The 25,885-nt window shown below is 59.2% G+C and carries 25 protein-coding genes; 15 read left to right on the top strand and 10 right to left on the bottom strand.

Going from position 1 to position 25,885, the window contains the following annotated elements:
• Position 1: 1 nt before the first annotated feature.
• The gene (locus tag AC1RQB_RS08005; RefSeq protein ID WP_008070131.1) at positions 2-1,273 is read right to left on the bottom strand and encodes a glutamate-5-semialdehyde dehydrogenase; all 1,272 of its coding nucleotides are present in this window, start codon (positions 1,271-1,273) and stop codon (positions 2-4) included.
• 189 nt (positions 1,274-1,462) lie between these two features.
• Between AC1RQB_RS08005 and AC1RQB_RS08000 the strand changes: the two genes are divergently transcribed.
• Together AC1RQB_RS08000 and AC1RQB_RS07995 are read left to right on the top strand one after the other, a co-directional pair.
• Complete coding sequence (locus tag AC1RQB_RS08000) at positions 1,463-2,161, top strand: DNA-3-methyladenine glycosylase (RefSeq protein ID WP_063342419.1); 699 nt, start codon at positions 1,463-1,465, stop codon at positions 2,159-2,161.
• 176 nt (positions 2,162-2,337) lie between these two features.
• Positions 2,338-3,654 carry a bifunctional DedA family/phosphatase PAP2 family protein gene (locus AC1RQB_RS07995; protein WP_063342418.1) on the top strand — a complete coding sequence of 439 codons (1,317 nt, stop codon included), beginning with the start codon at positions 2,338-2,340 and terminating at the stop codon, positions 3,652-3,654.
• Positions 3,655-3,707: 53 nt separating this feature from the next.
• On the opposite strand, the gene AC1RQB_RS07990 is transcribed toward AC1RQB_RS07995, so the two are convergent.
• From AC1RQB_RS07990 to AC1RQB_RS07970, 5 genes are all read right to left on the bottom strand, one after another.
• Positions 3,708-4,286: a hypothetical protein gene (locus tag AC1RQB_RS07990; protein ID WP_063342417.1), complete on the bottom strand. Its 579-nt coding sequence runs from the start codon at positions 4,284-4,286 to the stop codon at positions 3,708-3,710.
• Between the two features lie 87 nt (positions 4,287-4,373).
• Complete coding sequence (locus tag AC1RQB_RS07985) at positions 4,374-4,601, bottom strand: hypothetical protein (RefSeq protein ID WP_241824473.1); 228 nt, start codon at positions 4,599-4,601, stop codon at positions 4,374-4,376.
• Between the two features lie 100 nt (positions 4,602-4,701).
• Complete coding sequence (locus AC1RQB_RS07980) at positions 4,702-5,292, bottom strand: LON peptidase substrate-binding domain-containing protein (protein WP_063342415.1); 591 nt, start codon at positions 5,290-5,292, stop codon at positions 4,702-4,704.
• Positions 5,293-5,302: 10 nt separating this feature from the next.
• On the bottom strand, positions 5,303-6,019 hold the full coding sequence (locus tag AC1RQB_RS07975; protein ID WP_008070140.1) for an LrgB family protein: 717 nt from the start codon (positions 6,017-6,019) through the stop codon (positions 5,303-5,305).
• Positions 6,019-6,378, bottom strand: coding sequence for a CidA/LrgA family protein (locus tag AC1RQB_RS07970; protein ID WP_063342414.1), 360 nt, complete (start codon positions 6,376-6,378; stop codon positions 6,019-6,021). Before AC1RQB_RS07970 ends, AC1RQB_RS07975 begins: the two co-directional genes overlap by 1 nt.
• A 194-nt stretch (positions 6,379-6,572) precedes the next feature.
• Here AC1RQB_RS07970 and AC1RQB_RS07965 point away from each other — a divergent pair, with 194 nt between their 5' ends.
• The 3 genes from AC1RQB_RS07965 to AC1RQB_RS07955 all read left to right on the top strand — a co-directional run bounded on the left by AC1RQB_RS07965 (position 6,573) and on the right by AC1RQB_RS07955 (position 9,527).
• On the top strand, positions 6,573-7,028 hold the full coding sequence (locus AC1RQB_RS07965) for a MaoC family dehydratase (RefSeq protein ID WP_007894347.1): 456 nt from the start codon (positions 6,573-6,575) through the stop codon (positions 7,026-7,028).
• A 114-nt stretch (positions 7,029-7,142) separates the two neighbouring features.
• Complete coding sequence (locus tag AC1RQB_RS07960; RefSeq protein WP_063342413.1) at positions 7,143-8,858, top strand: C13 family peptidase; 1,716 nt, start codon at positions 7,143-7,145, stop codon at positions 8,856-8,858.
• A 27-nt stretch (positions 8,859-8,885) separates the two neighbouring features.
• Entirely contained in the window at positions 8,886-9,527 is a 642-nt protein-coding gene (locus tag AC1RQB_RS07955) for an oxidoreductase (protein ID WP_030129552.1), read from the top strand.
• Between the two features lie 135 nt (positions 9,528-9,662).
• On the opposite strand, the gene AC1RQB_RS07950 is transcribed toward AC1RQB_RS07955, so the two are convergent.
• From AC1RQB_RS07950 to AC1RQB_RS07935, 4 genes are all read right to left on the bottom strand, one after another.
• Positions 9,663-9,947, bottom strand: a complete 285-nt coding sequence (locus AC1RQB_RS07950; RefSeq protein ID WP_063342412.1) for a YceK/YidQ family lipoprotein — start codon at positions 9,945-9,947, stop codon at positions 9,663-9,665.
• Positions 9,940-10,572 carry a flavin prenyltransferase UbiX gene (gene ubiX / locus AC1RQB_RS07945; protein ID WP_007894343.1) on the bottom strand — a complete coding sequence of 211 codons (633 nt, stop codon included), beginning with the start codon at positions 10,570-10,572 and terminating at the stop codon, positions 9,940-9,942. Before ubiX ends, AC1RQB_RS07950 begins: the two co-directional genes overlap by 8 nt.
• Entirely contained in the window at positions 10,569-11,918 is a 1,350-nt protein-coding gene (gene mpl / locus AC1RQB_RS07940; protein ID WP_007894342.1) for a UDP-N-acetylmuramate:L-alanyl-gamma-D-glutamyl-meso-diaminopimelate ligase, read from the bottom strand. Before mpl ends, ubiX begins: the two co-directional genes overlap by 4 nt.
• Positions 11,919-12,105: 187 nt before the next feature.
• Positions 12,106-14,019: a sigma-54-dependent Fis family transcriptional regulator gene (locus AC1RQB_RS07935; RefSeq protein WP_063342411.1), complete on the bottom strand. Its 1,914-nt coding sequence runs from the start codon at positions 14,017-14,019 to the stop codon at positions 12,106-12,108.
• Between the two features lie 451 nt (positions 14,020-14,470).
• On the opposite strand from AC1RQB_RS07935, the gene exaC reads away from it, so the two are divergent.
• The 10 genes from exaC to AC1RQB_RS07885 all read left to right on the top strand — a co-directional run bounded on the left by exaC (position 14,471) and on the right by AC1RQB_RS07885 (position 25,809).
• A complete protein-coding gene (gene exaC, locus AC1RQB_RS07930; protein ID WP_007894337.1) occupies positions 14,471-15,991 on the top strand; it encodes an acetaldehyde dehydrogenase ExaC in 1,521 nt (506 codons plus the stop codon).
• 265 nt (positions 15,992-16,256) lie between these two features.
• On the top strand, positions 16,257-17,627 hold the full coding sequence (eat, locus tag AC1RQB_RS07925; RefSeq protein ID WP_063342410.1) for an ethanolamine permease: 1,371 nt from the start codon (positions 16,257-16,259) through the stop codon (positions 17,625-17,627).
• A 202-nt stretch (positions 17,628-17,829) separates the two neighbouring features.
• Positions 17,830-19,224: an ethanolamine ammonia-lyase subunit EutB gene (locus AC1RQB_RS07920; RefSeq protein WP_063342409.1), complete on the top strand. Its 1,395-nt coding sequence runs from the start codon at positions 17,830-17,832 to the stop codon at positions 19,222-19,224.
• Positions 19,225-19,232: 8 nt separating this feature from the next.
• Entirely contained in the window at positions 19,233-20,057 is an 825-nt protein-coding gene (gene eutC / locus AC1RQB_RS07915; RefSeq protein WP_198537202.1) for an ethanolamine ammonia-lyase subunit EutC, read from the top strand.
• Between the two features lie 112 nt (positions 20,058-20,169).
• Positions 20,170-20,631, top strand: coding sequence for a GNAT family N-acetyltransferase (locus AC1RQB_RS07910; RefSeq protein WP_063342407.1), 462 nt, complete (start codon positions 20,170-20,172; stop codon positions 20,629-20,631).
• Between the two features lie 337 nt (positions 20,632-20,968).
• On the top strand, positions 20,969-21,625 hold the full coding sequence (locus tag AC1RQB_RS07905) for a DedA family protein (RefSeq protein WP_008070178.1): 657 nt from the start codon (positions 20,969-20,971) through the stop codon (positions 21,623-21,625).
• 6 nt (positions 21,626-21,631) lie between these two features.
• Positions 21,632-22,444: a M90 family metallopeptidase gene (locus tag AC1RQB_RS07900; RefSeq protein WP_063342406.1), complete on the top strand. Its 813-nt coding sequence runs from the start codon at positions 21,632-21,634 to the stop codon at positions 22,442-22,444.
• A gap of 113 nt (positions 22,445-22,557) precedes the next feature.
• Positions 22,558-23,085: an inorganic diphosphatase gene (gene ppa / locus AC1RQB_RS07895; RefSeq protein WP_007894323.1), complete on the top strand. Its 528-nt coding sequence runs from the start codon at positions 22,558-22,560 to the stop codon at positions 23,083-23,085.
• 237 nt (positions 23,086-23,322) lie between these two features.
• Positions 23,323-24,069: a S24 family peptidase gene (locus tag AC1RQB_RS07890; protein WP_063342405.1), complete on the top strand. Its 747-nt coding sequence runs from the start codon at positions 23,323-23,325 to the stop codon at positions 24,067-24,069.
• Between the two features lie 594 nt (positions 24,070-24,663).
• Positions 24,664-25,809: a Fic family protein gene (locus tag AC1RQB_RS07885; protein WP_063342404.1), complete on the top strand. Its 1,146-nt coding sequence runs from the start codon at positions 24,664-24,666 to the stop codon at positions 25,807-25,809.
• Positions 25,810-25,885: the final 76 nt, after the last annotated feature.

Here is a 25,885-nt window from a genome sequence, read left to right as displayed (position 1 = left end):
GTCAGAGCGACTCCTGGCCGCGCAACTGACCGTCACCGACCACGATGTACTTCTCGCAGGTCAGCCCTTCGAGGCCCACCGGGCCACGGGCGTGCAGCTTATCAGTAGAAATGCCAATCTCGGCACCCAATCCGTATTCGAAGCCATCGGCAAAGCACGTCGGCGTATTGATCATCACCGAAGACGAATCGACTTCAGCCACGAAACGCCGGGTATCGGCCAGGTTTTCGCTGACGATCGAATCGGTGTGATGGGAGCCGTACTTGTTAATATGCTCAATGGCCTGATCCAGACCGTCGACCACGCGGATCGAGAGGATCGGCGCCAGGTATTCGGTGTGCCAGTCTTCTTCAGTGGCCGCAACGGCCTCGATGATCGCCCGTGTACGCTCGCAACCGCGCAGCTCGACGCCTTTTTCGCGCAACTGTGCCGCCATCGACGGCAGGAAATCCTTGGCGACCGCTTGATCCACCAGCAGGGTTTCCATGGCGCCACAGATGCCATAACGGTAAGTCTTGGCGTTGAACGCGATGCGCTGGGCTTTCGGCAGATCGGCGTGGGCGCTGACGTAGACGTGACAAATGCCGTCCAGGTGCTTGATCACGGGCACGCGGGCATCGCGACTGACCCGTTCGATGAGGCCACGGCCACCACGGGGCACGATGACATCGACGTATTCCGGCATGGTGATCAATGCGCCGACGGCAGCACGGTCGGTGGTTTCGACCACTTGCACCACGGCGGCCGGCAGACCGGCCTCGGCCAGGCCGCGCTGGATGCAGGCGGCAATGGCACGGTTGGAATGAATCGCCTCGGAGCCGCCACGCAGGATGGTCGCGTTGCCGGACTTCAGGCACAGGCTGGCGGCATCGATGGTCACGTTCGGCCGTGATTCGTAGATGATCCCGATCACGCCCAATGGCACGCGCATCTTGCCGACCTGGATGCCAGACGGGCGATAACTCATGTCGCGGATCGCCCCCACTGGGTCCGGCAGTGCCGCGACCTGACGCAAACCGACGATCATGCCGTCGATGCGCTCCGGGGTCAGTGCCAGACGTTCCAGCAAAGCAGGTTCCAGACCATTGGCGCGGCCGGCGGCCAAATCCAGTTCATTGGCCGCGGTCAGCTCGGCGCGTGCAGCGTCCAGCGCATTGGCAGCCGCCTGCAAGGCGCGGTTTTTCTGCGCGGTGCTGGCACGGCCGATCACGCGGGAAGCTTCGCGGGCGGCGCGACCCAAACGGGTCATGTAGTCAAGAACGGACTCAGTCATGGTCTGCAATGGTCTTTGCTAAGGTCTTGGTAAAGAGTAAAGCGGCAGATTATAGCTGTCGCGTCCCGGGACTAACAGCGGTGACAGGCGGATGGTCGAAATGGAGGGCAATTTGCCGACGTTCAGCCGTGATTAAGTTGCATATTGTTATCATCACGACTCAATCAGCCCTGATAAACGCTGTTCATCATGACCAATCTGCCTGTTTCTGCATCCACTACGCGCCAGCCCACGGGGCTGCCGGATGCATTTTTCGACCGCGACGCCCAAACGCTGGCCCGGGATTTACTGGGTAAAATCATCCGCCATAAGGTCGGCGACCTGTGGCTCAGTGCCCGGATCATCGAGACCGAAGCCTATTACTGCGAAGAAAAAGGCAGCCACGCCTCCCTTGGCTACACAGAAAAGCGTAAGGCTTTGTTTCTGGATGGCGGCCACATCTATATGTATTACGCCCGCGGTGGCGATTCGTTGAACTTCAGCGCTCAGGGTCCGGGTAATGCGGTATTGATCAAATCCGCCTATCCATGGGTCGACGAACTGAGCGGGCCGGCGAGCCTGGCGCAAATGCTATTGAACAATCCCGATGCCCGGGGCCGCCCTCGCCCCTCGCAAAAGCTGTGTGCCGGGCAGACGCTGCTTTGCAAGGCGCTGGGGCTGAAGGTGCCGGTCTGGGACGCCAAGCGCTTCGACCATGAAGTGCTGCTGGTGGAAGATGTCGGGCCAGCGCCCGGCCACATTATCCAGACCACACGCCTGGGCATTCCCCACGGGCGTGACGAACACTTGATGTACCGTTTTGTTGATGCGGCTTACGCACTTTATTGCACGCGCAACCCGTTGCGTCGGGGGCAAGTCGAAGGGCGCGATTATTTTTTGCTGACGTGAACGATGAAAATCCAGTGTGGGAGCGGGCTTGCTCGCGAAGGGGCCCTTTCAGTCGATATTAGTGCCGCCTGACACTCCGCCTTCGCGAGCAAGCCCGCTCCCACATGAAATCTGTGGTGTTGTGAAGATTGCGTTTGTCCCTTGAGGCCAATTGATTATTCGATGGAGTTGTTTTTATGGGCCCATGGCTCGATAGCGTGACCGGTTGGCTGACGGTCAATCCGCAGTGGTTGGCCGCGGCAGTGTTCATTGTGGCTTGCATTGAATGCCTGGCGATTGCCGGGCTGATCGTGCCCGGCACAGTATTGCTGTTTGCCGTGGCGGTGCTGGCCGGCAGTGGCGCGTTGTCATTGGGTGAAACGCTGCTACTGGGTTTCCTCGGCGGCGTGCTGGGTGACATCGTTTCGTACTTTTTAGGGCGACATTTCCACCAGAACATCCGTCGCCTGCCAGGGTTGCGCCATCATCCGGAATGGATGGCCGGGGCCGAGGCGTATTTCCAGCGCTATGGCATCGCCAGCCTGTTGGTCGGCCGCTTTATCGGCCCCTTGCGGCCGATGCTACCGATGGTTGCCGGGATGTGCGACATGCCCTTCCCGCGCTTCGCCGTCGTCAGCCTGTTGGCTGCTGCAGGCTGGAGCCTCGCCTATCTCCTGCCGGGCTGGGCCACCGGGGCGGCGATCCGCCTGCCATTGCCGGAAGGTTTCTGGCTTGAAGCCGGGATTGTCGCCGGCAGCATTGCGGTGATGGTAGGTCTGAGCGCAAACAGCAGCCTGCGCCGCCATCGCCGGGCGACCATCTGGATCAGCAGCATGAGCCTGTTGATCCTGATCGGTCTGTTCATCGGCTACCCGCACCTGACCGCCCTCGACCAAGGATTGATGACCCTGATACAGGAACACCGCAGCCCGGCGCTCGATGAAGTGGCCGTGGTGTTCACGCTGATCGGCGAATTCCGCAACATGTTCATGTTCAGCGCGCTGCTGACAGTTTTGCTGTTGCTGACACGACAATGGCGGCACGCGCTTTTCGCAGGCGGCACTTTGCTTTTCACCGCGCTGGGCAATACCGCGACCAAGCACTTTTTCGCCCGCGTGCGCCCGGAAGTGCTGAGCGACCCACTGACCAGCTACAGCATGCCCAGCGGCCATGCCTCGGGCTCTTTCGCGCTGTTCTTGACGCTCGCGGTGTTGGCCGGTCGCGGACAACCGCCGCGCATGCGCCTGACCTGGTTGCTGCTGGGTTGTTTGCCGGCCCTGACGATCGCCCTGTCCCGGGTGTACCTCGGCGCGCACTGGCCAACGGATATATTGGCCGGCGCGATGCTGGCGGCGTGCGTGTGTGCCGCCAGCTTGTGGCTGAGCCAGCGCCGGACACCGCTCAATGCCATGCCGCCCAAAATCTGGTGGCTGGTATTGCCGGCGATGGTGGCGTTGTTCGGGTTCTTTGCATTGCGACATTTGCCGCATGCAATGTTGAGATATGCTTATTAGGCTGTTGCCTGATGAGGTAGACGCCATCAGCTTGCAAAACTGATGGCGTTTTTTTATTTGCGCTCCTCACCCGGCTTATCAACAATCTTGATCACGAAGTTGACGGGATCATTGTTGAACGCATCATGCGTGGAGGTGTTAGGATCCACATCTTTAAAATGCACTTTTCCCTTGTCGTTTGCCAGATAGAGCGGCCGACCCTTAAGCTCACTCACGAGCTGCACATACCCTGGACCGGCAGCAAAACCATCAAAACTCGCTTGGTCCACCCCATGCTTACGTATTGAAAACCTTGCACCTTCCAATCCGCCATTCATATAAAGATGACGGGTTTGGGCATTAACCGTTAAACGACCACCTTCATAGGCACCTCGAATAACGGCCAGCACTTCATACTTGCCAGCCTTGGGCACAAACTTCAACAATAGGGGCTTGTCATCCTCATGATCGGCGAGCGTCAGAATACTTGTGCTGTCGTCACTCGCCAATGCCACCTCCACGTCCAGGCGTTCGCGCCGGGTGATTCGCGGGTCACGCAGCCTAAGCTTCAGGCGCTGCTGGTTGAGCACCACCGGCGTGCCGTTGACGTAAAGATTAGCGGTAAATGCGCTGCTTTGATTTTCCTGGGACATCAATCACCTCAAGATGCTGTTCACTCAATTTTTTTCAGCAAAACGCGCAAAACTCAGTCCGTTGCCGAATAGTTTATAAGTCGTGTACTAAAGAGCCGTCGGAGCGTTTGAAGCATCGACAGCAGTACTGGAGACTGGAAGTTTTACGCGCTTGCGCTTACGTCGAGCGACAACCATTGAATCGGCATAGTAAGCAGCGGCATCAATAATATTAGCCGTATTCGGCTCGGTGCTCGCGTGTTTTAAAATATAGCGCCCGGCAATATCATCCCAGAACATCCATTCATCTTCATATATCGTCATAATCACACCCATATAGTTAACCGTTATCCGCTCCATGCGAATAACTGCAAACTACTGACTGAGCTTTACGAAGACAATAGTGGCGAACCGGAGAACTTAATACAAAGTACAACTAGGCAAACAACTCACCCTGCAACTCATCCAGCAATGCCTGAATCGCATCCAGGCGCTGCTGCGGATCATCAAGTTGCAGCAGGTCTATCTTGTCCACCTCGGCAAACGGCAACAGATACGCCAACTGATTGGCCAGCGACTGTTGCCCCGTCGCTTCGGTGCCCATATTCAGCGCTTCGACCATCGGATGTTCCGCCAAGGCCTTGAGCAGCGCGACCAGGTCGGCGTCTTCATCCTGTAGCGGTTGTTCGGGTTCATCTTTGAGCCATTCGACTTCGGCGACGATCAACTGGTCGCGCTGCACCTCGGTGCGCACCACATGAAAGCGTCGCCCGCCTTTCACCCGAATGCCCAGCAGGCCATTGTCCTGCTGATGGAAATCGGTGATCAGCGCCTCGCACCCGACCCGTGCGTAGCCTTCGGGGGCGATGCCGACTTCTTCACCGTCGAGGATGCACACCACCCCGAAGCCGCCGCCCTGTTTCATGCAGCGACCGATCATGTCCAGGTAGCGCGCCTCGAAGATCTGCAAGTCGAGGATGCAGTCCGGAAACAACACCGTGTTCAGCGGAAAAAGCGGCAGACTCATAGACATTTCCTTACACCACCATCGACACCGCCAACGGCAGGAATACCGCCGTGGCTACGCCCATCAGACTCATCGCCAGCGCCGCAAAGGCACCGCATTCTTCACTCTCCTGCAAAGCCACCGAGGTGCCGACCGCATGAGCGGTCATGCCCAGGGCCATGCCTCGAGCCTCTGGGCTGTGGACACCGAGACGGGTCAAAAGACCCGGCCCGAAGATCGCCCCGATTACCCCGGTAATCAACACGAACACCGCCGCCAGCGCCGCGACGCCACCAATCTGCTCTGCCACCAGCATGGCAATCGGCGAGGTGACCGATTTGGGTGCCATGGTCATCAGGATCATGTGTTCGGCGCCGAAGCCCCAACCCAGCAACACCCCCATGCCCGTGGCGACCACGCCGCCTATCACCAGCGTAGTAAATATCGGCCAGAACAACTGCCTGATCCGCCGCAGGTTGAGGTACAGCGGCACCGCCAGCGCAACAGTGGCCGGCCCGAGCAAGATACTGAGGATCTCGGTGCTCTTGCGATATTCGGCGTAGCTCAGGCCGCAACCCACCAGGACAACGATGACCAGCAACATGGAGACCAGAACCGGTTGCAGAAAAATCCAGCGGGTTTTCTCGTATGCCGCCAGCACCAATTGATACGCGCCCAACGTAATGCCGATACCGAACAATGGATGATGAATCACCGACGCCCAGGCGCCCTGCCAATCGAAAATCATTAGTCGTCCTCGCGATGAGCGTGACGCTTGACCAGGCGCTGCATCAATACGCCGGCGAAGGCCATCGATAGCAGCAGCGACAACACCAGCGCACCGGTGATCGCCCAGAAATCCGCGGCGATATCGGCAGCGTAAACCATCACGCCCACCGCTGGCGGCACCAGCAGCAACGGCAGATAACGCAGCAGGCTGCTGGCCGCGAGGTTCAGCGGCTCGCCGACTTGACCGCGAATAATCAGATACCCCAGCAGCAACAGCAGGCCAATGATCGGCCCCGGCAGTACCGGCAAAAACAAATGGTTGAGGGCGGTGCCGAGCAATTGAAAAAGCACCAGCCAGGTCAGGCCACGTAACAACATCCATTCTCTCCCACGCGTGCTCCCCACAAAGAAGGGGCCCGGCATTATAAGCACGCCAACGCTATGAATCGGCATTCGCCAAAAGCATGAATAGTTGACCGGAGCAATTTGCCATGTTGATCTAAAGTGGTTCGCAGGGAGGTCAAATCCCCCCACTCGAAAACTATAAAACCGATGACCCAAGGAGAGTCTCAATGCCCTATGTTCCAGTTGCAGAGCTCAAAGATTATGTCGGCAAGGAACTCGGACGTTCCGAATGGCTCACCATCGACCAGGAACGCATCAACCTGTTCGCAGAAGCCACAGGTGATTATCAGTTCATCCATGTCGACCCGGTCAAAGCCGCGCAAACACCTTTTGGCAGCACCATCGCCCATGGTTTCCTGTCGTTGTCGCTGATCCCCAAACTGATGGAAGACATCCTCATCCTGCCCGAAGGCGCAAAGATGGTAGTCAACTATGGTCTGGACAGCGTGCGTTTCATCCAGCCTGTGAAGGTCAATTCCAGGGTTCGACTCAAGGTTGACATGAACGACGTCATCGAGAAGAAACCCGGCCAATGGTTGCTCAAGGCAACCGCCACGCTTGAAATTGAAGGGTCGGACAAACCGGCATATATCGCCGAGCCACTGTCCCTCTGCTTCGTGTAAAGCATCCCGGATGCGAAGCAGCTCGCGCTGTTTCGCGCCGTGTCTGTGCCGTGTCTCTATAAATGCGACACATAGCTGCGGCATACTCGGTCGCCTAATTGCCCGGATCCCGCTATGCGCTCACTTGCACTCCTTGCTTTGACTCTATTGCTCACCGCATGCGGCGATGGCGAATCGCTGTTGCCCCCTGATGCCCGCCTGCCGGACGGCGGACGCTATCGCGGTGATCTGGTCAATGGTTTGCTGCAAGGTGAAGGCCGCATCGATTACCCGAACGGCAGCTGGTACGCCGGCCAGTTCGACAAAGGCCAATGGCATGGCCAGGGCGAATGGCATGGCAGCAACGGCGAGGTCTATCGCGGGCAATTCCAGCAAGGGCTATTCGACGGCCAAGGCACGCTGACCACCACTGGCAGCAGCTACACCGGCGGTTTCAAGGCGGGTCGACGCGACGGTGAAGGCACCCTCAAAGAAAACGCCATGACCTACCGCGGCGAATTCAAGGCCGATCAATATTCAGGGCTCGGTCGTCTGGAACTCGCAGACGGCAGCCAGTACCAGGGTCAATTCGCCCACGGCAAACCCAACGGCGAAGGCCAGCGCAGCGATGCCAGCGGCAATCAGTTCACCGGGCATTTCGCCGACGGTCAGCTGGAAGGCAATGGCACCTTCAACAGCGCCGATGGCGATATCTATGTCGGCGGTTTCAAGAACAATCAACTGCACGGCAAGGGCCGCTACGAGAACGCCGATGGCGATGTCTGGCTCGGTCAGTTCAAGGAAGGCGTGCTCAGTGGCAAGGGCGAGTTGATCGGCGCCGATGGCAGTCACTACATCGGCCACTTCAGCGATTGGCGTTTCACCGGTCAGGGTCGCTTGAACCTGGCCGATGGCAGTTTCTATGTCGGCCAGTTCGACAACGACAACTATCAGGGCCAAGGTACTTTGGTGCTGACCGATGGCACGGTGCAGAGCGGCACCTGGGTCAATAGTCAGCGCGTGCGCGACGCCGACGGCAAGCTGCTGCCCGACCCTCTCGAACTCGGCTTGTTGGCCCAGGGGCGCTTGCTCGACGATGCGCTGGCCAACGTCCCCGCCTCGACCCCGGCGGTCGAACTGTACACCTTGACCCTCGGCGGCGATGGCAAGCAGAGCGTGTTCCTGCGCGAGTCCGACTACGTCGCCAACATGCTCTCCAGCCGTTTCGGCGCCTTCGGCCAGATCCGCCTGGTCAACCATCGCGACCACCTGGGCGACCGGCCGATGGCCACCCGGGAAAACCTGCGCCGCGCCGCCCAGACCCTGGCCGAACGCAGCGGCCCGGAAGACCTGCTGTTCATTTACCTGACCAGCCATGGCTCCAGTGAACACGAACTGGTGCTCGACCAGCCCCGCATGGAACTGGCCGACCTGCCGGCCGACGAGCTCGCCGCCGTCCTCGCCCCCCTGAAGAAGCGCGACAAGATCATCGTGATTTCATCCTGCTATTCCGGTGGCTTCATTCCCGCCCTCAAGGACGAACGCACCCTGATCATGACCGCCTCGCGCGCCGATCGAGTGTCCTTCGGGTGTTCGGAAGAAGCCAACTTCACGTACTTCGGCGACGCGCTGTTCGCCCAGGCGCTGAACCAGACCGACGATCTGGAGCAAGCCTTCAAACTGGCCAGCGCCACCGTGGCCGAGCGTGAACTGGCCGACAGCTTCGAAGCTTCCGAGCCACAGATCTGGGCGCCGAAAACCGTTCTCAGCCACTGGCAGCTGTTGCGCAAACAACAGGCACGAAAGGCACTGCAAAGTGTCTCTATCAGCAAGGATGAAAAGAGCAACTAAGCTGAATAGTATCAAGGGGGAATGACTATGTACTTGACGCCTCAGCATGTATTGCTTGCCGGAGCTACCGGGTTAACCGGTGAACATTTGCTTGACCGTCTACTCAACGAGCCAACGATTACACGGGTATTAGCCCCCTCACGCCGGCCACTGGCCGAGCATCCTCACCTGGAAAACCCGGTCGGCGACCCGGCGGTGTTTTTGCCGCAACTGAACGGTCGCGTCGACATTGCCTACTGCTGCCTCGGCACCACGATCAAGCAGGCCGGCTCCGAGCAAGCGTTTCGCGCTGTGGACCTGGACATGGTCGTGGCCTTCGCCAAACGTGCGCGGGAAATGGGCGCACGGCACTTGATCGTGATCAGCGCCTTGGGGGCCGATCGCAGATCCTCGATTTTCTACAACCGGGTCAAAGGCGAAATGGAACACGCATTGCGTGCGCAGAATTGGCCGCAGCTGACCATTTGCCGGCCTTCGCTGTTGTTGGGCGATCGCGTCGAGCCGCGACTGGGCGAGAAAGTCGCCGGTCCGTTGTCGCGATTGATTCCGGGCAAATACCACGGCATCGAAGCCTGCCAACTGGCCCGCGCCATGTGGCGCCTGGCGCTGGAAGAGCAGGATGGCGTGCGGATTGTCGAGTCGGATGAGTTGCGCAAGTTAGGTAAGTAATCTTGCGGCGTCTGATTGGACGCCATCGCGAGCAGGCTCGCTCCCACATTTGATTGGCGGCGTTCACATATTCTGTGTCCACTGAAGATCTAATGTGGGAGCGAGCCTGCTCGCGATAGAGCGCGAAGCGCTCTCCTACAATCCGCCAGTCGCTTGAAAACTTACGCCAATCACCGTCAACAACGACAGCGGCAACAGCAGTGTGTCGAGCAATGCACTGGCCGGCAGGTCAACACCCGGATAACTCGGCGCTTCGGCGCCAAATCGGTCCATGGCGCAGCAACCGCCGTTCATCGCATACCAATCCAGACGCGTCCCCGAATACACCACCGGCGCTCCAGGCTTGGCGGCATCGAGGGTGCGCGCGGTGGCGCAGCCCGCCAATTGCAAAGCCAGCAGGATGATCAGCAGCTTACTCATCGCTGCTCAAATGGTGTTCGCCCCAACGCGGCAGCATGTCTTGCGGGATATTCAAACAGTTGAGAATTCGCGCCACGACGAAGTCGATCAAGTCATCAATGGTCTGCGGCTGGTGATAGAAGCCCGGCGACGCCGGCAAAATCGTCACGCCCATGTTCGACAGCTTGAGCATGTTCTCCAGATGAATGCTCGAATACGGCGCCTCGCGGGGCACCAGAATCAGCTGGCGGCGCTCCTTCAACGTCACATCGGCAGCCCGCTCGATCAAGTTGTTGCAGGCTCCGGTCGCGATAGCCGACAAGGTCCCGGTGGAACACGGCACCACCACCATCGCCGCTGGCGAGCCAGAGCCCGACGCCACTGGCGACATCCAGTCTTCCTTGCCGTACACCCGAATCTGCCCGGCGGCGGCGCCGGTGTATTCCGTGAGGAAGGCTTGCATCATCTGTGGTTTGGACGGCAGCGAGACATCAGTCTCGGTAGCCATCACCAGTTGCGCAGCCTTGGAAATCAGGAAGTGTACCTCGCGGTCTTCACGCACCAGGCAGTCGAGCAGGCGCAAGCCGTACTGGGCGCCCGAAGCGCCGGTCATCGCCAGCGTGATGCGTTCCGGGCCGTTATTCATTGCAGCGCCTCGGCGAGTTTGCCGTGCAGGCCGCCGAAGCCGCCGTTGCTCATGATCACCACATGAGTGCCGGGCTGAGCCTGGCTCTTCACGCGCTCGATGATGCCTTCCAGCGAATCGCTGACGATCGACGGCACAGTGCACAACGCCGCAGTGGCGCCCAGATCCCAACCGAGGTTGGCCGGCGAATACCAGATCACCTGATCGGCATCGACCACACTTTCCGGCAAGCCATCACGGTGCGCGCCGAGCTTCATGGAGTTGGAGCGCGGCTCGATGATCGCGATCAACGGCGCATCGCCAATGCGTTTGCGCAGACCGTCGAGGGTGGTGGCAATGGCGGTCGGGTGGTGAGCGAAGTCGTCGTAAATGGTGATGCCACGGACTTCCGCGACCTTTTCCATCCGCCGCTTCACGCTTTTGAACGCGCTCAGTGCAGCGATGCCCATCGACGGCACTACGCCGACATGACGTGCGGCGGCCAAGGTGGCCAAGGCGTTGGCGACGTTGTGTTGACCGGTCATGTCCCACTCGACCACGCCTTGAACGGCGCCTTCGAACATCACTTCGAATTTCGAGCCGTCTTCACTGAGCAGTTTGACTTGCCACTGACCGCCGGCACCGGTGGTTTGCACCGGGGTCCAGCAGCCCATTTCGATGACGCGCAGCAATGCCGGCTCGGTGGTCGGATGGATCACCAGGCCTTCGCTTGGAATGGTCCGCACCAAATGGTGGAACTGCCGCTCGATCGCCGGCAGATCGGGGAAGATGTCGGCGTGATCGAACTCAAGATTGTTCAGGATCGCCGTACGCGGGCGGTAATGAACGAATTTCGAGCGCTTGTCGAAAAATGCACTGTCGTATTCGTCGGCTTCGATCACGAAGAACGGCGTGCCGCCCAAACGCGCCGACACCGAGAAATTCTGCGGCACGCCGCCGATCAGGAAACCCGGGCTCATGCCCGCGTGCTCCAGGACCCAGGCAAGCATGCTGCTGGTGGTGGTTTTGCCGTGAGTGCCGGCAACCGCCAGCACCCAGCGGCCTTGCAACACGTGATCGGCAAGCCATTGCGGGCCGGAGACGTACGGCAGGCCTTTGTTCAGCACGTATTCGACGGCCGGGTTGCCGCGGGACATGGCATTGCCGATCACCACCAGGTCCGGGGCGGGATCGAGCTGCGCCGGGTCGTAACCTTGGGTCAACTCAATGCCCTGGGCTTGCAGCTGAGTGCTCATTGGCGGATAGACGTTGGCATCGGAGCCCGTCACATGATGGCCCAGCTCTTTGGCCAGAACCGCCATCGAACCCATGAAAGTGCCGCAGATACCAAGAATATGAATGTGCATAGTCGACCTCGTAAAACATGGCCGCAGGTTAGCGTAGGGAGGGGAAAATCGCACCTTGTGTTTCGGACTTGAGGACGCCTTCGCGAGCAAGCCCGCTCCCACACTGGCTTCTCTGTGAACACAAACCAGGTGAACACCCTCGATCAAATGTGGGAGCGGGCTTGCTCGCGAATGGCCTTGATGCGGTTTATCTGGCAATACCGTGTTTGCGCAGCTTTCTGTAGAGGGTATTGCGGCTGACACCCAGCTGTTCAGCGGTATGCGTCATGTGCCAGCGCTGCTGCTCCAGCACCGTCAGCAACGCCAACCGCTCGGCATCGTCCAGCGGATACTCGGACGGCTCCTCGACCGCCGACGCCGTCACCGGCCGGGCCTGACGGATCATCGCCGGCAGATCCTCCAACCCGATCCGGCCGCCATCACACAATGCCGCCAGGGTCCGCAGCACATTGCGTAACTGCCGCACGTTCCCCGGCCAGGCAAAATCCAGCAAGGCCTGCCGCGCCGGAGCATCAATCAGCACCGTCTCCCCGCCCGCCTCTTCGGCCAGCAAAAAGTCGAGCAACTGTGATTTGTCAGCGCGCTCACGCAACGCCGGCAATGCGACTTCCAGCCCATTGAGCCGGTAATACAAATCCTCGCGGAAACTGCCGTCCTGCACCCGTTCAAGCAGATTGCGGTGGGTGGCGCTGATGATCCGCACATTGACAGGTTCCGGCTCACCGCCAATCGGCACCACTTGACGGTCTTCCAGCACCCTTAATAGACGGGTCTGCATGCTCAGTGGCATGTCACCGATTTCATCGAGGAATAAAGTCCCGCCATCAGCCTGCTGCAACTTGCCGCGCATGCCTTCCTTGCGAGCGCCGGTGAAACTGCCGCCGCGATAGCCGAACAGTTCGCTCTCGATCAGGCTTTCGGGGATCGCCGCGCAATTGAGGGCGACGAACGATTTTGCTGCCCGTTGACTGGCCTGATGCACGGCTTTGGCGAAGGCCTCCTTGCCTGAGCCGGTTTCGCCATTGATCAGCAACGGCACGTCTCGTTCAAATACACGCAAGGCCTTGCGAAAATCCTCCTGCAACGCGGCATCGCCCAGGCAAATGCCTGACAAGCGCGGACGCTCGGCAACCATCGGGCTTTGCACCACCGGCACCGGAATACTGCGCGGCTGACCGCGCAATACGGCAAACAACCGCCGCCCGTCACGGGTGCGCAATGGCCAACTGGCGCTGGCATTGGCGCTCGCACGGCCGAGCAATTCATCCAGCGAGCAGTCGAAAAATGCCTCCACCGGTTTGCCCAACAGCCCACCACGAATATGCCCCAGCAAATTCAGCGCACTCTGGTTCACCGCACAAATCCGCCCTTCCCCGTCAAACGCCAGCAACCCTTCGCTGAACAGCCCGACAGATTCGGCCTGCAGGTGAAAACGCAGCAACCATTGATTGTCGAAGTAACGCAGGAAATAGCAGCTCTCGATCATCTTCGCCGACAGATTGACCAGGGCCATCGTGTGGAACTGGCTCTGACGCGAAACCTCATGACGCGCCGAAGACACGTCGAGCACCGCCAGCAGCTCGCCGTGAGGATCAAACACCGGGCTCGCCGAGCAAGTCAGGCCGGTATGTCGGCCACGAAAATGTTCGTCCTGGTGGATGGTCAGGGATTGGCGCTCCACCAGGCAGGTGCCGATGCCGTTGGTACCTTCGCAGGCTTCGCTCCAGTCAGCGCCGAGCCAAAGGCCGGCGCGCTCGAAAATCTTCCGTTCGGCCGGCGCAGTGACACAGTTGAGGATCACCCCGCGAGCATCGGTCAGCAGCACCGCATGTCCGGCACCGGAAAGTTGCTGGTGGAGGCTGGTCATTTCGTTGCCGGCGATCTGCAGCACTTGCTGCAAACGTTCACGGCTTTCCAGCACGCGGCCATGTTCGAGCACCGTCGGCGCCATGGTCAGGGCCGGGTCGAGGTGATAGTCCTCAAGACAACGCAGCCAGGAACGGGCAATGGACGGATCGCTGCCGGGACCGTGCAGGTGGGATTTGCCTTGGGTCACGGTCAGCACTTGCTGGGCATGGCGACTCAAATGGTTATCGTGCATTTCTTATTATTCTCCCCGATAGGTGTGCTGCCCCCGCTAAGAGGCTGGCACACTCCTTGTGGCGAGGGAGCTTGCTCCCGCTCGAGTGCGAAGCGCTCGCCAAAAATCATGACCGGCAGACATTTTGGGGCTGCTTCGCAGCCCAGCGGGAGCAAGCTCCCTCGCCACAGAGGATTACCTGTGTGGCAATTTGAGGCCCAGCATCCTCCAGCCATCGACGCATTGCAATGCTGGCAAGACCCGTCAGTCACACGTTGCGCCAGAAGCGGTACAAAGTGTCACGGGGACCGTACCGAAACCGTCACAGCCAGAGTCCGCCGGTCCGACAAAAACTGCGTAAGGCCTTGATTTACCTGACCTGCAAGGCAATGGCCCGACCTTTGCTCTACGCTTAATGCAGCGCTTTAGCGCGTCCTCCCTTATAAGCACAAAAGCCAAGGAGAAACCCATCATGCGTTACGCTCACCCCGGTACTGAAGGCGCTATCGTTTCGTTCAAGAGCAAATACGGTAACTACATCGGCGGCGAGTTCGTCGCGCCTGTCAAAGGTCAGTACTTCACCAATACGTCGCCGGTCAACGGCCAACCTATTGCCGAATTCCCACGCTCCACAGCCGAAGACATCGAAAAGGCCCTGGACGCTGCCCATGCCGCCGCCGATGCCTGGGGCGCCACGTCCGCCCAGGCTCGCTCGCTGGTCCTGCTGAAAATCGCCGATCGCATCGAACAGAACCTGGAACTGCTGGCGATCACCGAGTCCTGGGACAACGGCAAGGCCGTGCGCGAAACCCTCAATGCCGACATCCCGCTGGCCGCCGACCACTTCCGCTACTTCGCCGGTTGCATCCGCGCCCAGGAAGGCAGCGCCGCAGAGATTGACGGCAACACCGTGGCCTATCACATCCATGAACCGCTGGGCGTGGTCGGGCAGATCATCCCGTGGAACTTCCCGATCCTGATGGCCGCCTGGAAACTCGCCCCGGCCCTCGCGGCCGGTAACTGCATCGTGCTCAAGCCTGCCGAGCAAACCCCGCTGGGCATTACCGTGCTGATGGAACTGATCGGCGACCTGCTGCCACCCGGCGTACTCAACGTGGTGCAAGGCTTCGGCAAAGAAGCCGGGGAAGCCCTGGCTACCAGCAAGCGCATCGCCAAAATCGCTTTCACCGGCTCGACCCCGGTCGGCTCGCACATCATGAAATGCGCCGCCGAAAACATCATTCCGTCCACCGTGGAGCTGGGTGGCAAGTCGCCGAACATCTTCTTCGAAGACATCATGAAAGCTGAGCCAAGCTTCATCGAAAAAGCCGCCGAAGGCCTGGTGCTCGCATTCTTCAACCAGGGCGAAGTCTGCACCTGCCCGTCCCGCGCCCTGGTGCAAGAGTCGATCTACGACGAATTCATGAAAGTGGTCATGAACAAAGTCCTGCAAATCAAACGTGGCGACCCGCTGGACACCGACACCATGGTCGGCGCCCAGGCGTCCGAGCAGCAATTCGACAAAATCCTCTCGTACCTGGAAATCGCCAAGGGCGAAGGCGCCGAACTGCTGACCGGTGGCAAGGTGGAAAAACTCGAGGGCAGCCTGGCGACCGGGTATTACATCCAGCCGACCCTGCTCAAGGGCACCAACAAAATGCGTGTGTTCCAGGAAGAAATCTTTGGCCCGGTGGTGAGCATTACCACCTTCAAGGACGAAGCCGAAGCCCTGGCCATCGCCAACGACACCGAGTTCGGCCTGGGTGCCGGTCTCTGGACCCGCGACATCAACCGCGCCTACCGCATGGGCCGCGCCATCAAGGCCGGTCGTGTGTGGACCAATTGCTACCACCTGTACCCGGCTCATGCCGCGTTCGGGGGTTACAAAAAGTCCGGCGTCGGTCGTGAAACCCACAAAATGATGCTCGACCACTATCAGCAGACCAAAAACCTGCTGGTGAGCTACGACATCAATCCGTTGGGCTTCTTCTAAAAACCGGGGGCGATGCAGGTAGTTCTGTATCGCCCTTCAGGTGGCCATCGCGGGCAAGCCCGCTCCCACAGTGATTTGGGTCAACCCCAACAGGTGAATTTATCCCATAACCCTGTGGGAGCGGGCTTGCCCGCGATGGCGCCCTTAAGCCCACCGTAAATCATCGCCCTGCCTGTCTGGCATGGGCTTTGCGTGCCCGAATCACACGAAAACGCCATACCCGAAAGTCCAACAGATCAAACAATAAAAAAGACAGAGAGGACTTATGACTTCTACTACACAGCTCAAACCCACACTCGGCACCCTGCATCTATGGGGCATTGCCGTCGGCCTGGTGATTTCCGGCGAGTACTTCGGCTGGAGTTACGGCTGGGGCACCGCAGGGACCCTGGGTTTTCTCGTCACCGCCCTGATGGTGGCGACGATGTACACCTGCTTTATCTTCAGTTTCACCGAATTGACCACCGCCATTCCCCACGCTGGCGGGCCGTTTGCCTACAGCCGACGGGCCTTCGGCGAAAAAGGCGGGCTGATCGCCGGCATTGCGACCCTGATCGAATTCGTCTTTGCGCCACCGGCAATTGCCATGGCCATCGGCGCCTACCTCAACGTGCAATACCCGGAACTGGACCCGAAGATCGCCGCTGTTGGCGCCTATTTCGTGTTCATGGGCTTGAATATCCTCGGCGTGAGCATCGCAGCCACGTTCGAATTGGTGGTCACCGTGCTGGCGGTCGCCGAATTGCTGGTGTTCATGGGCGTGGTCGCCCCGGGCTTCAGCTTCAGCAATTTTGTGCTCAATGGCTGGTCAGGTTCCAACGAATTCACCATAGCCTCGATTCCCGGCATCTTTGCCGCAATACCTTTCGCGATCTGGTTCTTCCTCGCCATTGAAGGCGCCGCCATGGCCGCCGAGGAAGCCAAGGACCCGAAACGCACGATTCCCAGGGCTTACGTCAGTGGCATTCTGACCCTGGTGTTCCTGGCCATCGGCGTCATGGTGATGGCGGGCGGTGTCGGCGACTGGCGCCAATTGTCGAACATCAACGATCCGCTGCCTCAGGCGATGAAAGCCGTGGTCGGTAATGATTCGACCTGGATGCACATGCTGGTCTGGATCGGCCTGTTCGGCCTGGTGGCGAGTTTCCACGGGATCATTCTTGGCTACTCGCGGCAGTTCTTCGCCCTGGCTCGCGCCGGTTACCTGCCCAAAGGGCTGGCCAAACTCTCGCGCTTCCAGACGCCGCACCGGGCGATTCTGGCGGGCGGCGTGATCGGCATCGCGGCAATCTACAGCGACGGTCTGGTCAACCTGCAGGGCATGACGCTGACGGCGGCAATGATCACCATGTCGGTATTCGGCGCCATCGTGATGTACATCATCAGTATGCTGAGCCTGTTCAAATTGCGTAAAACCGAGCCGAACCTGGAACGCACCTTCCGTGCACCGGGCTACCCGATCGTGCCGGGCATCGCGCTGTTTCTGGCCGTGGTGTGCCTGGTGGCGATGGCATGGTTCAACACCTTGATCGGGTGTGTGTTCCTCGGGTTCATGGCGGCCGGTTACCTGTATTTCCAACTGACGGCCAAACAGCGTTCCGACGCACCGGCGGATGCGATGCTCGAAGGCGTCTGAGTTGCACCGGCGCCGGGCTGATTCCCGGCGCCTGCCATATTGAAGTGCACGGAGATCCAATGTGGGAGCGGGCTTGCTCGCGAAGGAGGTCTGACATTCAACATGTGTGGTGAATGACACTCCGCCTTCGCGAGCAAGCCCGCTCCCACAGGGGTTCGGCGGTGCATTTGAGTTACTTATTGAATCAGGAGGACACCGTCCCATGGCCGTATTTGCCCATACCGTCGGCGCCCAGACCTACCGCTTCGACAGTCTCAAAGACGTCATGGCCAAAGCCAGCCCGGCGCGCTCCGGGGACTTTCTGGCCGGCGTTGCCGCCCTCAACGATGGCGAGCGAGTGGCTGCGCAGATGGCCCTGGCTGACATCCCGCTGACTCACTTCCTGCAGGAAGTACTGATTCCTTACGAGGCCGATGAAGTCACCCGCCTGATCATCGACACTCACGATAAACAGGCTTTTAAAGCGGTCAGCCACCTCACTGTCGGTGGCTTTCGCGATTGGCTGCTCAGCGACGCCGCCGACGAACAGAGCCTGCGTGCCCTCGCCCCGGGCCTGACCCCGGAAATGGCCGCCGCCGTGTCGAAGATCATGCGCGTGCAAGACCTGGTGCTGGTGGCGCAGAAAATCCGCGTGGTCACGAAATTCCGCGGCACTCTGGGCCTGCGCGGCCGGCTCTCGACACGCCTGCAACCCAATCACCCCACCGACGAACCGGCCGGCATCGCCGCGAGCATTCTCGACGGCTTGCTGTACGGCAACGGTGACGCGATGATCGGCATCAACCCGGCCACCGACAGCATCGCTTCGATCTGCGCCATGCTGGAAATGCTCGATGCAATCATCCAGCGCTACGAAATTCCTACACAGGCCTGCGTATTGACCCACGTCACCACCTCGATCGAGGCGGTGAATCGCGGCATTCCGCTGGACCTGGTGTTCCAGTCGATCGCCGGCACTGAAGCGGCCAACGCCAGTTTCGGTATCAACCTAAACGTCTTGCAGGAAGGCTATGACGCGGGCTTGAGCCTGAATCGCGGCACGTTGGGCCAGAATCTGATGTATTTCGAGACCGGCCAGGGCAGCGCCTTGTCGGCCAACGCCCATCACGGCATCGATCAACAGACCTGCGAAACCCGCGCCTATGCCGTGGCACGCCATTTCAAACCGTTTCTGGTAAACACCGTCGTAGGCTTCATCGGCCCCGAATACCTCTACAACGGCAAACAGATCATCCGCGCCGGCCTCGAAGACCACTTCTGCGGCAAGCTGCTGGGCGTGCCGATGGGTTGCGACATCTGTTACACCAATCACGCCGAAGCCGATCAGGACGACATGGACACCCTGCTGACCCTGCTGGGCGTGGCCGGGATCAACTTCATCATGGGCATCCCAGGCTCCGACGACATCATGCTCAATTACCAGACCACGTCGTTCCACGACGCCCTCTACGCCCGGAAAACCCTGGGCCTGAAACCGGCGCCGGAGTTTGAACAGTGGCTGGCGAACATGGGCATCTTCACCCAGGCAGACGGCCAAATTCACTTCGGCGACAACCTGCCGCCGGCCTTCCGTCAAGCCATGGCGCAACTGGGATGAGTATTGAGATGGATAAACCACCTGTCGATCCGCAAAACCCATTGCTGGAACTGCGTCGCCTGACCCCGGCACGTATTGCCCTCGGTCGTACAGGCACCAGTATGCCGACCAGCGCACAGCTGGATTTTCAGTACGCCCATGCACAGGCCCGGGATGCGGTGCACCTGCCATTCGACCACAAGGGGCTCAGTTCGCAACTGGCCGAGCGTGGACGTGAGAGTTTGCTGCTGCACAGCGCCGCCACGGACCGGAACAGCTATCTGCAGCGCCCCGATCTGGGGCGCAAGTTGAGTGATGAGTCGGCTCAGACCCTGCTCGACTACGCGCTGAGCCATCCTGGCGGGGTGGATCTGGCCGTCGTGGTGGCCGATGGCCTCTCGGCATTGGCCGTTCATCGCCACACCTTACCGTTTCTGGCGCGCATGGAAGAACAGACAGCCGCTGAGGGTTGGTCCCTGTCGCCGGTGATTCTGGTGGAACAGGGCCGTGTAGCTGTAGCCGACGAGATCGGCGAGCTGCTGGGCGCAAAAATGGTGGTCATATTGATCGGCGAACGCCCCGGCTTGAGCTCACCAGACAGCCTGGGGTTGTATTTCACCTATAATCCCAAAGTCGGACTGACAGACGCCTATCGCAACTGCATCTCGAATGTTCGGCTCGAAGGCTTGAGTTACGGCATGGCGGCACACCGCTTGCTGTATTTGATGCGCGAAGCCTGTCGGCGGCAGTTATCGGGGGTCAGTCTGAAGGACGAAGCCCAGGTTCAGACGCTGGAGTCGGACATTGGTGCAGATATGAAAGGTAATTTCCTACTGAGCCCGTCGGACACCTGAACCGTTTCCGCATTGCGTTTCTGTTCAGGTTTCAGGCAGGATCGATGCACGGCCGCCAGGGTTTCCCGTCGCCGTCACCACGTAAGACAGCCACTTGAAGACGAGACCTACCATGCGGATTATTCAAGCGACCCTCGAACACCTCGACCTGCTGACCCCGTTGTTCGTCAAATATCGTGAGTTTTACGGTTCCCTGCCGTATCCGGACTCATCCCGGGCGTTCCTCGAAAAACGTCTGCGGCGCAAGGAATCGGTGATCTACCTGGCCCTGGCCGATGACGACAACAACAAACTGATGGGTTTTTGTCAGTTGTACCCGAGCTTTTCGTCTCTTTCGCTTAAACGCGTGTGGATCCTCAACGACATCTACGTCGCCGAAGACGCCCGCCGCCAGTTGGTGGCCGACAACCTGATCCGCACCGCGAAAAAAATGGCCAAGGAAACCAATGCGGTGCGCATGCGCGTTTCCACCAGCAGCAACAACGAAGTCGCGCAGAAAACCTACGAATCCATCGGGTTCAGGGAAGACACCGAGTTCAAGAACTACGTGTTGCCGATCAGTGACGGGATTTAAGCACCTTGGTGGCGAGGCGGACTCCTGTTGCGAGGGGGCTTGCCCCCGTTCGGCTGCGCAGCAGTCGCAAATTGCTGAATGCGGTATGCCTGAAGAACCGCAGCGTCTGGTTTAGGGGTCGCTTCGCAACCCAACAGGGGCTAGCCCCCTCACCACAAGGCTTGTCCTGTAGTCCATCAATCGACATCCCCCGCTACAAACTCGAGGCGTTTTTCACTTCTCTCCCCGTATAATGCCCATTCTTCCGGCTCGTAAGAAAAATCACAGTTAGCTGTAGTCTTACGCGAAGCCATCCGCACAGGCCTGCAGAGTCGGGCCATCACCACAGGTGCTTTCCATGGATTTCAACCCGATCGACCTTATCCTGCATCTCGATGTTTACCTCGACCTGCTGGTAACTAACTACGGGGCATGGATTTACGCCATTCTGTTTCTGGTGATCTTCTGCGAAACCGGTCTGGTGGTGATGCCATTCCTGCCGGGCGATTCCCTGCTGTTCATCGCCGGCGCCGTAGCGGCCGGTGGCGGCATGGACCCGGTGCTGCTGGGCGGCCTGTTGATGCTGGCGGCGATTCTCGGCGACAGCACCAACTACATAATCGGCCGCACCGCCGGCGAAAAGCTGTTCAGCAACCCGAACTCGAAAATATTCCGCCGCGACTACCTGCAACAAACCCACGACTTCTACGACAAGCACGGCGGCAAAACCGTGACCCTGGCGCGTTTCATGCCAATCATCCGCACCTTTGCCCCGTTCGTCGCCGGTGTCGGCAAAATGCCTTACCCGCGTTTCTTTGCCTTCAGTGTTCTCGGAACCATCCTCTGGGTGGGCGGCCTGGTCACCCTCGGTTACTTCTTCGGCAACGTACCGTTCATCAAGAAAAACCTGTCACTGCTGGTAGTGGGCATCATCCTGCTGTCGCTGCTACCGATGATCATCAGCGTGATCCGCAGCCGCCTCGGGCATGCCGCGTCCAAAGCCGAACCCCGCTGACTCACGATGTGGTTCCTTAGCGCCTGGCGACGCCGGCGCACCCTGGCCAGGCATCCGATTGCCGACGACATGTGGCAACGGGTGCGCCATCACCTGAGCTTTCTCGATGGCATCAGCGCGGCCGAAGACCGCTGGCTGCGCGAAGCCTGCGTATTGTTTCTGCAAGATAAACACCTGACCGCCCTGCCCGGCGTAGAGCTTCACCAGGAGCAACGCCTGCTGCTCGCCGCCCAGGCCCAATTGCCGCTGCTGCATCTGGGCAATCTGAACTGGTATCAGGGCTTTCACGAAATCATCCTCTATCCCGACGATTTCCTCAGCCCCCAGCGCCATCGCGATGCCAGCGGCGTTGAACACGAATGGGACGGCGAACACAGCGGCGAAGCCTGGCAGCAAGGCCCGATCATCCTCGCCTGGCCCGGCGTGATGGCCAGCGGTGGCTGGGAAGGCTACAACCTGGTGATACACGAACTCGCGCACAAACTCGACATGCTCAACGGCGACGCCAATGGCCTCCCCCCGCTGCATGCCGACATGCGCGTCAGCGACTGGGCCAGAATCATGCAAGAAGCCTATGACGACCTCGACCGGCAACTGGACCGCAACCCGGACGCCGAAACCGCCATCGACCCGTACGCGGCGGAAAACCCCGCCGAGTTCTTCGCCGTCACCAGCGAATACTTCTTCAGCGCACCGGACTTGCTGCATGAGGCATATCCACAGGTCTATGAGCAGCTGAAGCTGTTTTATCGGCAGGACCCATTGGCCCGATTGCAGCAACTTCTGGCCGAGAACCCTGTCTATCAGGCACACGACTAAGGTCTACACGACCTCTGGCGCATGGCAACGGTGGCAGAATATGCCTATAATCGCCGCCACTTTTTGGTCAATCCGGCCAAGTTTTTCTGGTCAACTAACGGGGGCACCGCCCAATGAGCTACAGCAAGATTCCGGCTGGCAAAGACCTGCCGAACGACATCTACGTCGCGATCGAGATCCCGGCCAACCACGCGCCGATCAAATACGAAATCGACAAAGACAGCGATTGCCTGTTCGTTGACCGTTTCATGGCCACCCCGATGTTCTACCCGGCCAACTACGGTTACATCCCCAACACCCTGGCTGACGACGGTGATCCCCTCGACGTGCTGGTCGTGACCCCTTACCCGGTTGCCCCAGGTTCGGTAATCCGCGCGCGTCCAGTCGGCATTCTGAACATGACCGACGACGGCGGCGGCGATGCCAAAGTGATCGCGGTTCCACACGACAAGCTGTCCCAGCTGTACGTCGACGTGAAGGAATACACCGACCTGCCTGCGCTGCTGATTCAGCAGATCGAGCACTTCTTCGCGAACTACAAAGATCTCGAAAAAGGCAAATGGGTGAAGATCGAAGGCTGGGCCGGCGCAGATGCCGCCCGCGACGCGATCACCAAGTCGGTTGCTGCCTATAAAGGCTGAGAAGCCGCGGTAAGCTGCTAGCTGCGACGTTTGAAGAAGAACCCCGGTTGATCCGGGGTTTTTTGTGGGCGCTCCGCTCAGACACTGACCTTTAACGGTACGTGGAACGCTTCTTGGCTTCGGTTTTTGCTTGTTTAATTTCCACTAAAAGCGCCTTACATCCAGTCTTAAATTTCCCTCGAAATTTGAACGGATCGTTTATTCAAACCCCCATCCTGCGCCAGTAGACTCGTGTTTATGAAAAAGAACACTAGCGGCCCACGATTTAAAGCGCTCCTTGAAGCGGCGAAAATCACAACCACAGGATTTGCCGCTTTCTTCGACACGGAAGCGCAAAATATCCACAACTGGTACACCCGAGGTGTGCCCGCCTACCGCATGGAAGAGGTCGCCAGACTACTGTCCGTAAACAGCGACTGGCTGAAAACCGGCGAAGGCCCGAAAGAGTCCTCACGCCTGCGCGTGCTCGACGAGTCCGGCAACACCTTCGATGCCCAGGCCATCCGCGGCATCTACACCGTGATCGAGCCCATCGACGTCGAATTGCCCTTCTATATAGAAACAGCCACCGCCCCGGGCTCCAACAAAACTCACGTTATCAAAGACCCCAACCAATCCATCCGCCTGCCTCGCAGCCACCTGGACTCCCTGGAAATCAACCACGCCAATGCTATCTGTACCCACATGATCGGCAACAGCATGGGCGAAAAGATTGAAGATGGCTCGACGCTTGCGATCGACCGCGGGCTGACTCAGGTTATTGATGGGGAAATTTATGCGATCGAGCATGACGGGATGCTGCGGATCAAATACCTGCACCGGATGCCGGGGAATGCGTTGCGATTGCGCAGCTATAACAAAGCCGAGTATCCCGACGAGATCTTCAGTGCCGAGCAGATCGATAAGCAAAACATCAGGGTATTGGGGTGGGTATTCTGGTGGTCGACGCTCAATAAACGCCGGCCTTCCGTGCCCTTCCTATAAGCACGCAACCCTGTGATCCACTGTGGCGAGGGGGCTTGCCCCCCGTTCGACTGCGCAGCAGTCGCAAACCATTCACTATGGCGGACAGTATGGTTACCGGGTTTACGACTGCTTCGCAGCCGAACGCAGCCTTCGGCAGCTGCTACACCTCTCCGCAATCGCCCTACCCCACACGCCAAGCTGGGAATTCCTCAAAAAAATCAGTATGCTGCGCCCCACATTTGCGCATCGACCCTTCTTCAGGCTCAGATCGCACCGACAAGGCAGATCACTTTCTCGCCAAGTCCCACAGCCGGACGCAAGATCCGGGTGTACGTTTTGAAGGCTGGCGCGGTTTACCAAAAATAAACCAAGCCAGTCCCCGAGAAGCCGGCCACAAGCCGGCTTTTTAATGCCTGAAAATTAATCCTGAATTCACTTTGACCGCATTTAACTGCGGCCAACCCACATGTTGCACGATTCAGTCGCTGCCGCACGTGAGGCGACATGCTGTCCGACAACTGGACGGTGAGCCGAATAGGCGTCATATTCGGCTCACCATATGAGCCGAATAGCATTTTTAATCGGCTCACTCATTCCAAGAGCACCGATTCCATGGCACCTCACTGGATCTGGCAGCAGCCTGATTGGCCTAACTTTCAATGGCAAGCCGAGCGTTTGGCGCCACTGCTGCGCGACTGCGTTCAGGCGCAGGGGCGGTTGATGGGGATGGCCAGTTCGGTAGGCAGTTCGTTGAGCGCGCAAAACGAACTGGATGCGTTGTTGCAGAACATCGTGACCTCGTCCGCTATCGAGGGTGAACAGCTGAATGTTGGCTCCGTACGCTCTTCTCTGGCGCGACGGTTGGGGTTGGACATGGTCAATGGCGATAAGGTGAGCCAGCGCAGTGAGGGCCTTGCGCAATTGATGCTCGACGCGACCCGGCATTTCGCTGAACCACTGACATTGGTGCGATTGCTGGATTGGCATAAATGGCTGTTTCCTGAGCAAGACACTGATCTTGCGGCCCGGTCGATCCGTGTCGGGACCCTGCGTGGCGACGAGCCCATGCAAGTGGTTTCGGGGCGCCTCGACAGGCCGACCGTTCACTTCGAAGCGCCGCCTCGCCTTGGTCTTGAACGACAACTCGAAACCTTCCTGACCTGGTTTGAAGCCAGCCGAAATCAGGTTGGCCTCGACCCTTTGCTGAGGGCCGGCGTCGCACATTTCTGGTTCGTGACGTTGCATCCTTTCGACGATGGCAATGGTCGCCTGACGCGAACGATCACCGATCTAGCCCTGGCTCAGGGTGAGGCTCAGGCCATACGTTTCTACGCCATGTCGGCGAGCATTCTGGATGATCGTTCTGGCTATTACCGAGTGCTGGAAACCAGTCAGAAAGCTACGCTGGATATCACCGAATGGCTGGAGTGGTTTCTTCAGACTTTGCTGCGTAGCTTGCAGCAGGCCATGACGCGGATTGAGTCGGTACTGGGCAAGGCGCGTTTCTGGCAGGCACATCGGGAATCCGGACTGTCGACCGAGCAGACAAAAGTACTGAATCGCTTGCTCGATGGTGGGGAACGAGGTTTCGATAACGGCATCAGCGCCGCTCAATATCAGGCAGTGGCAAAGGTTTCCAAAGCCACCGCAACCCGTCATCTGGCCGAACTGCTGGAGAAGGGCTGCCTGAAACGCCTGCCCGGCGGCGGGCGCAGTACTCGATATCAAATCAGCTATCCCGATGACTCAACAGATTAATCATGATCGATACCGCGCAGTGGCGAGGGGCTTGTCGGAACGACGCATCGCCCCGTCCGGCTGCGAAGCAGTCGCA

The organism is Pseudomonas sp. GW822-FHT02E03 (assembly GCF_058802325.1).
Note: the sequence above shows the minus strand (reverse complement) of the source record. Positions and strands in the feature narration are given on the sequence as shown.

Coding starts and splice junctions, on each gene's coding strand:
- AC1RQB_RS08005 (WP_008070131.1), bottom strand. CDS start 1,273: ATGACTGAGTCCGTTCTTGACTACATGACCCGTTTGGGTCGCGCCGCC.
- AC1RQB_RS08000 (WP_063342419.1), top strand. CDS start 1,463: ATGACCAATCTGCCTGTTTCTGCATCCACTACGCGCCAGCCCACGGGG.
- AC1RQB_RS07995 (WP_063342418.1), top strand. CDS start 2,338: ATGGGCCCATGGCTCGATAGCGTGACCGGTTGGCTGACGGTCAATCCG.
- AC1RQB_RS07990 (WP_063342417.1), bottom strand. CDS start 4,286: ATGTCCCAGGAAAATCAAAGCAGCGCATTTACCGCTAATCTTTACGTC.
- AC1RQB_RS07985 (WP_241824473.1), bottom strand. CDS start 4,601: ATGGGTGTGATTATGACGATATATGAAGATGAATGGATGTTCTGGGAT.
- AC1RQB_RS07980 (WP_063342415.1), bottom strand. CDS start 5,292: ATGAGTCTGCCGCTTTTTCCGCTGAACACGGTGTTGTTTCCGGACTGC.
- AC1RQB_RS07975 (WP_008070140.1), bottom strand. CDS start 6,019: ATGATTTTCGATTGGCAGGGCGCCTGGGCGTCGGTGATTCATCATCCA.
- AC1RQB_RS07970 (WP_063342414.1), bottom strand. CDS start 6,378: ATGTTGTTACGTGGCCTGACCTGGCTGGTGCTTTTTCAATTGCTCGGC.
- AC1RQB_RS07965 (WP_007894347.1), top strand. CDS start 6,573: ATGCCCTATGTTCCAGTTGCAGAGCTCAAAGATTATGTCGGCAAGGAA.
- AC1RQB_RS07960 (WP_063342413.1), top strand. CDS start 7,143: ATGCGCTCACTTGCACTCCTTGCTTTGACTCTATTGCTCACCGCATGC.
- AC1RQB_RS07955 (WP_030129552.1), top strand. CDS start 8,886: ATGTACTTGACGCCTCAGCATGTATTGCTTGCCGGAGCTACCGGGTTA.
- AC1RQB_RS07950 (WP_063342412.1), bottom strand. CDS start 9,947: ATGAGTAAGCTGCTGATCATCCTGCTGGCTTTGCAATTGGCGGGCTGC.
- ubiX (WP_007894343.1), bottom strand. CDS start 10,572: ATGAATAACGGCCCGGAACGCATCACGCTGGCGATGACCGGCGCTTCG.
- mpl (WP_007894342.1), bottom strand. CDS start 11,918: ATGCACATTCATATTCTTGGTATCTGCGGCACTTTCATGGGTTCGATG.
- AC1RQB_RS07935 (WP_063342411.1), bottom strand. CDS start 14,019: ATGCACGATAACCATTTGAGTCGCCATGCCCAGCAAGTGCTGACCGTG.
- exaC (WP_007894337.1), top strand. CDS start 14,471: ATGCGTTACGCTCACCCCGGTACTGAAGGCGCTATCGTTTCGTTCAAG.
- eat (WP_063342410.1), top strand. CDS start 16,257: ATGACTTCTACTACACAGCTCAAACCCACACTCGGCACCCTGCATCTA.
- AC1RQB_RS07920 (WP_063342409.1), top strand. CDS start 17,830: ATGGCCGTATTTGCCCATACCGTCGGCGCCCAGACCTACCGCTTCGAC.
- eutC (WP_198537202.1), top strand. CDS start 19,233: ATGGATAAACCACCTGTCGATCCGCAAAACCCATTGCTGGAACTGCGT.
- AC1RQB_RS07910 (WP_063342407.1), top strand. CDS start 20,170: ATGCGGATTATTCAAGCGACCCTCGAACACCTCGACCTGCTGACCCCG.
- AC1RQB_RS07905 (WP_008070178.1), top strand. CDS start 20,969: ATGGATTTCAACCCGATCGACCTTATCCTGCATCTCGATGTTTACCTC.
- AC1RQB_RS07900 (WP_063342406.1), top strand. CDS start 21,632: ATGTGGTTCCTTAGCGCCTGGCGACGCCGGCGCACCCTGGCCAGGCAT.
- ppa (WP_007894323.1), top strand. CDS start 22,558: ATGAGCTACAGCAAGATTCCGGCTGGCAAAGACCTGCCGAACGACATC.
- AC1RQB_RS07890 (WP_063342405.1), top strand. CDS start 23,323: ATGAAAAAGAACACTAGCGGCCCACGATTTAAAGCGCTCCTTGAAGCG.
- AC1RQB_RS07885 (WP_063342404.1), top strand. CDS start 24,664: ATGGCACCTCACTGGATCTGGCAGCAGCCTGATTGGCCTAACTTTCAA.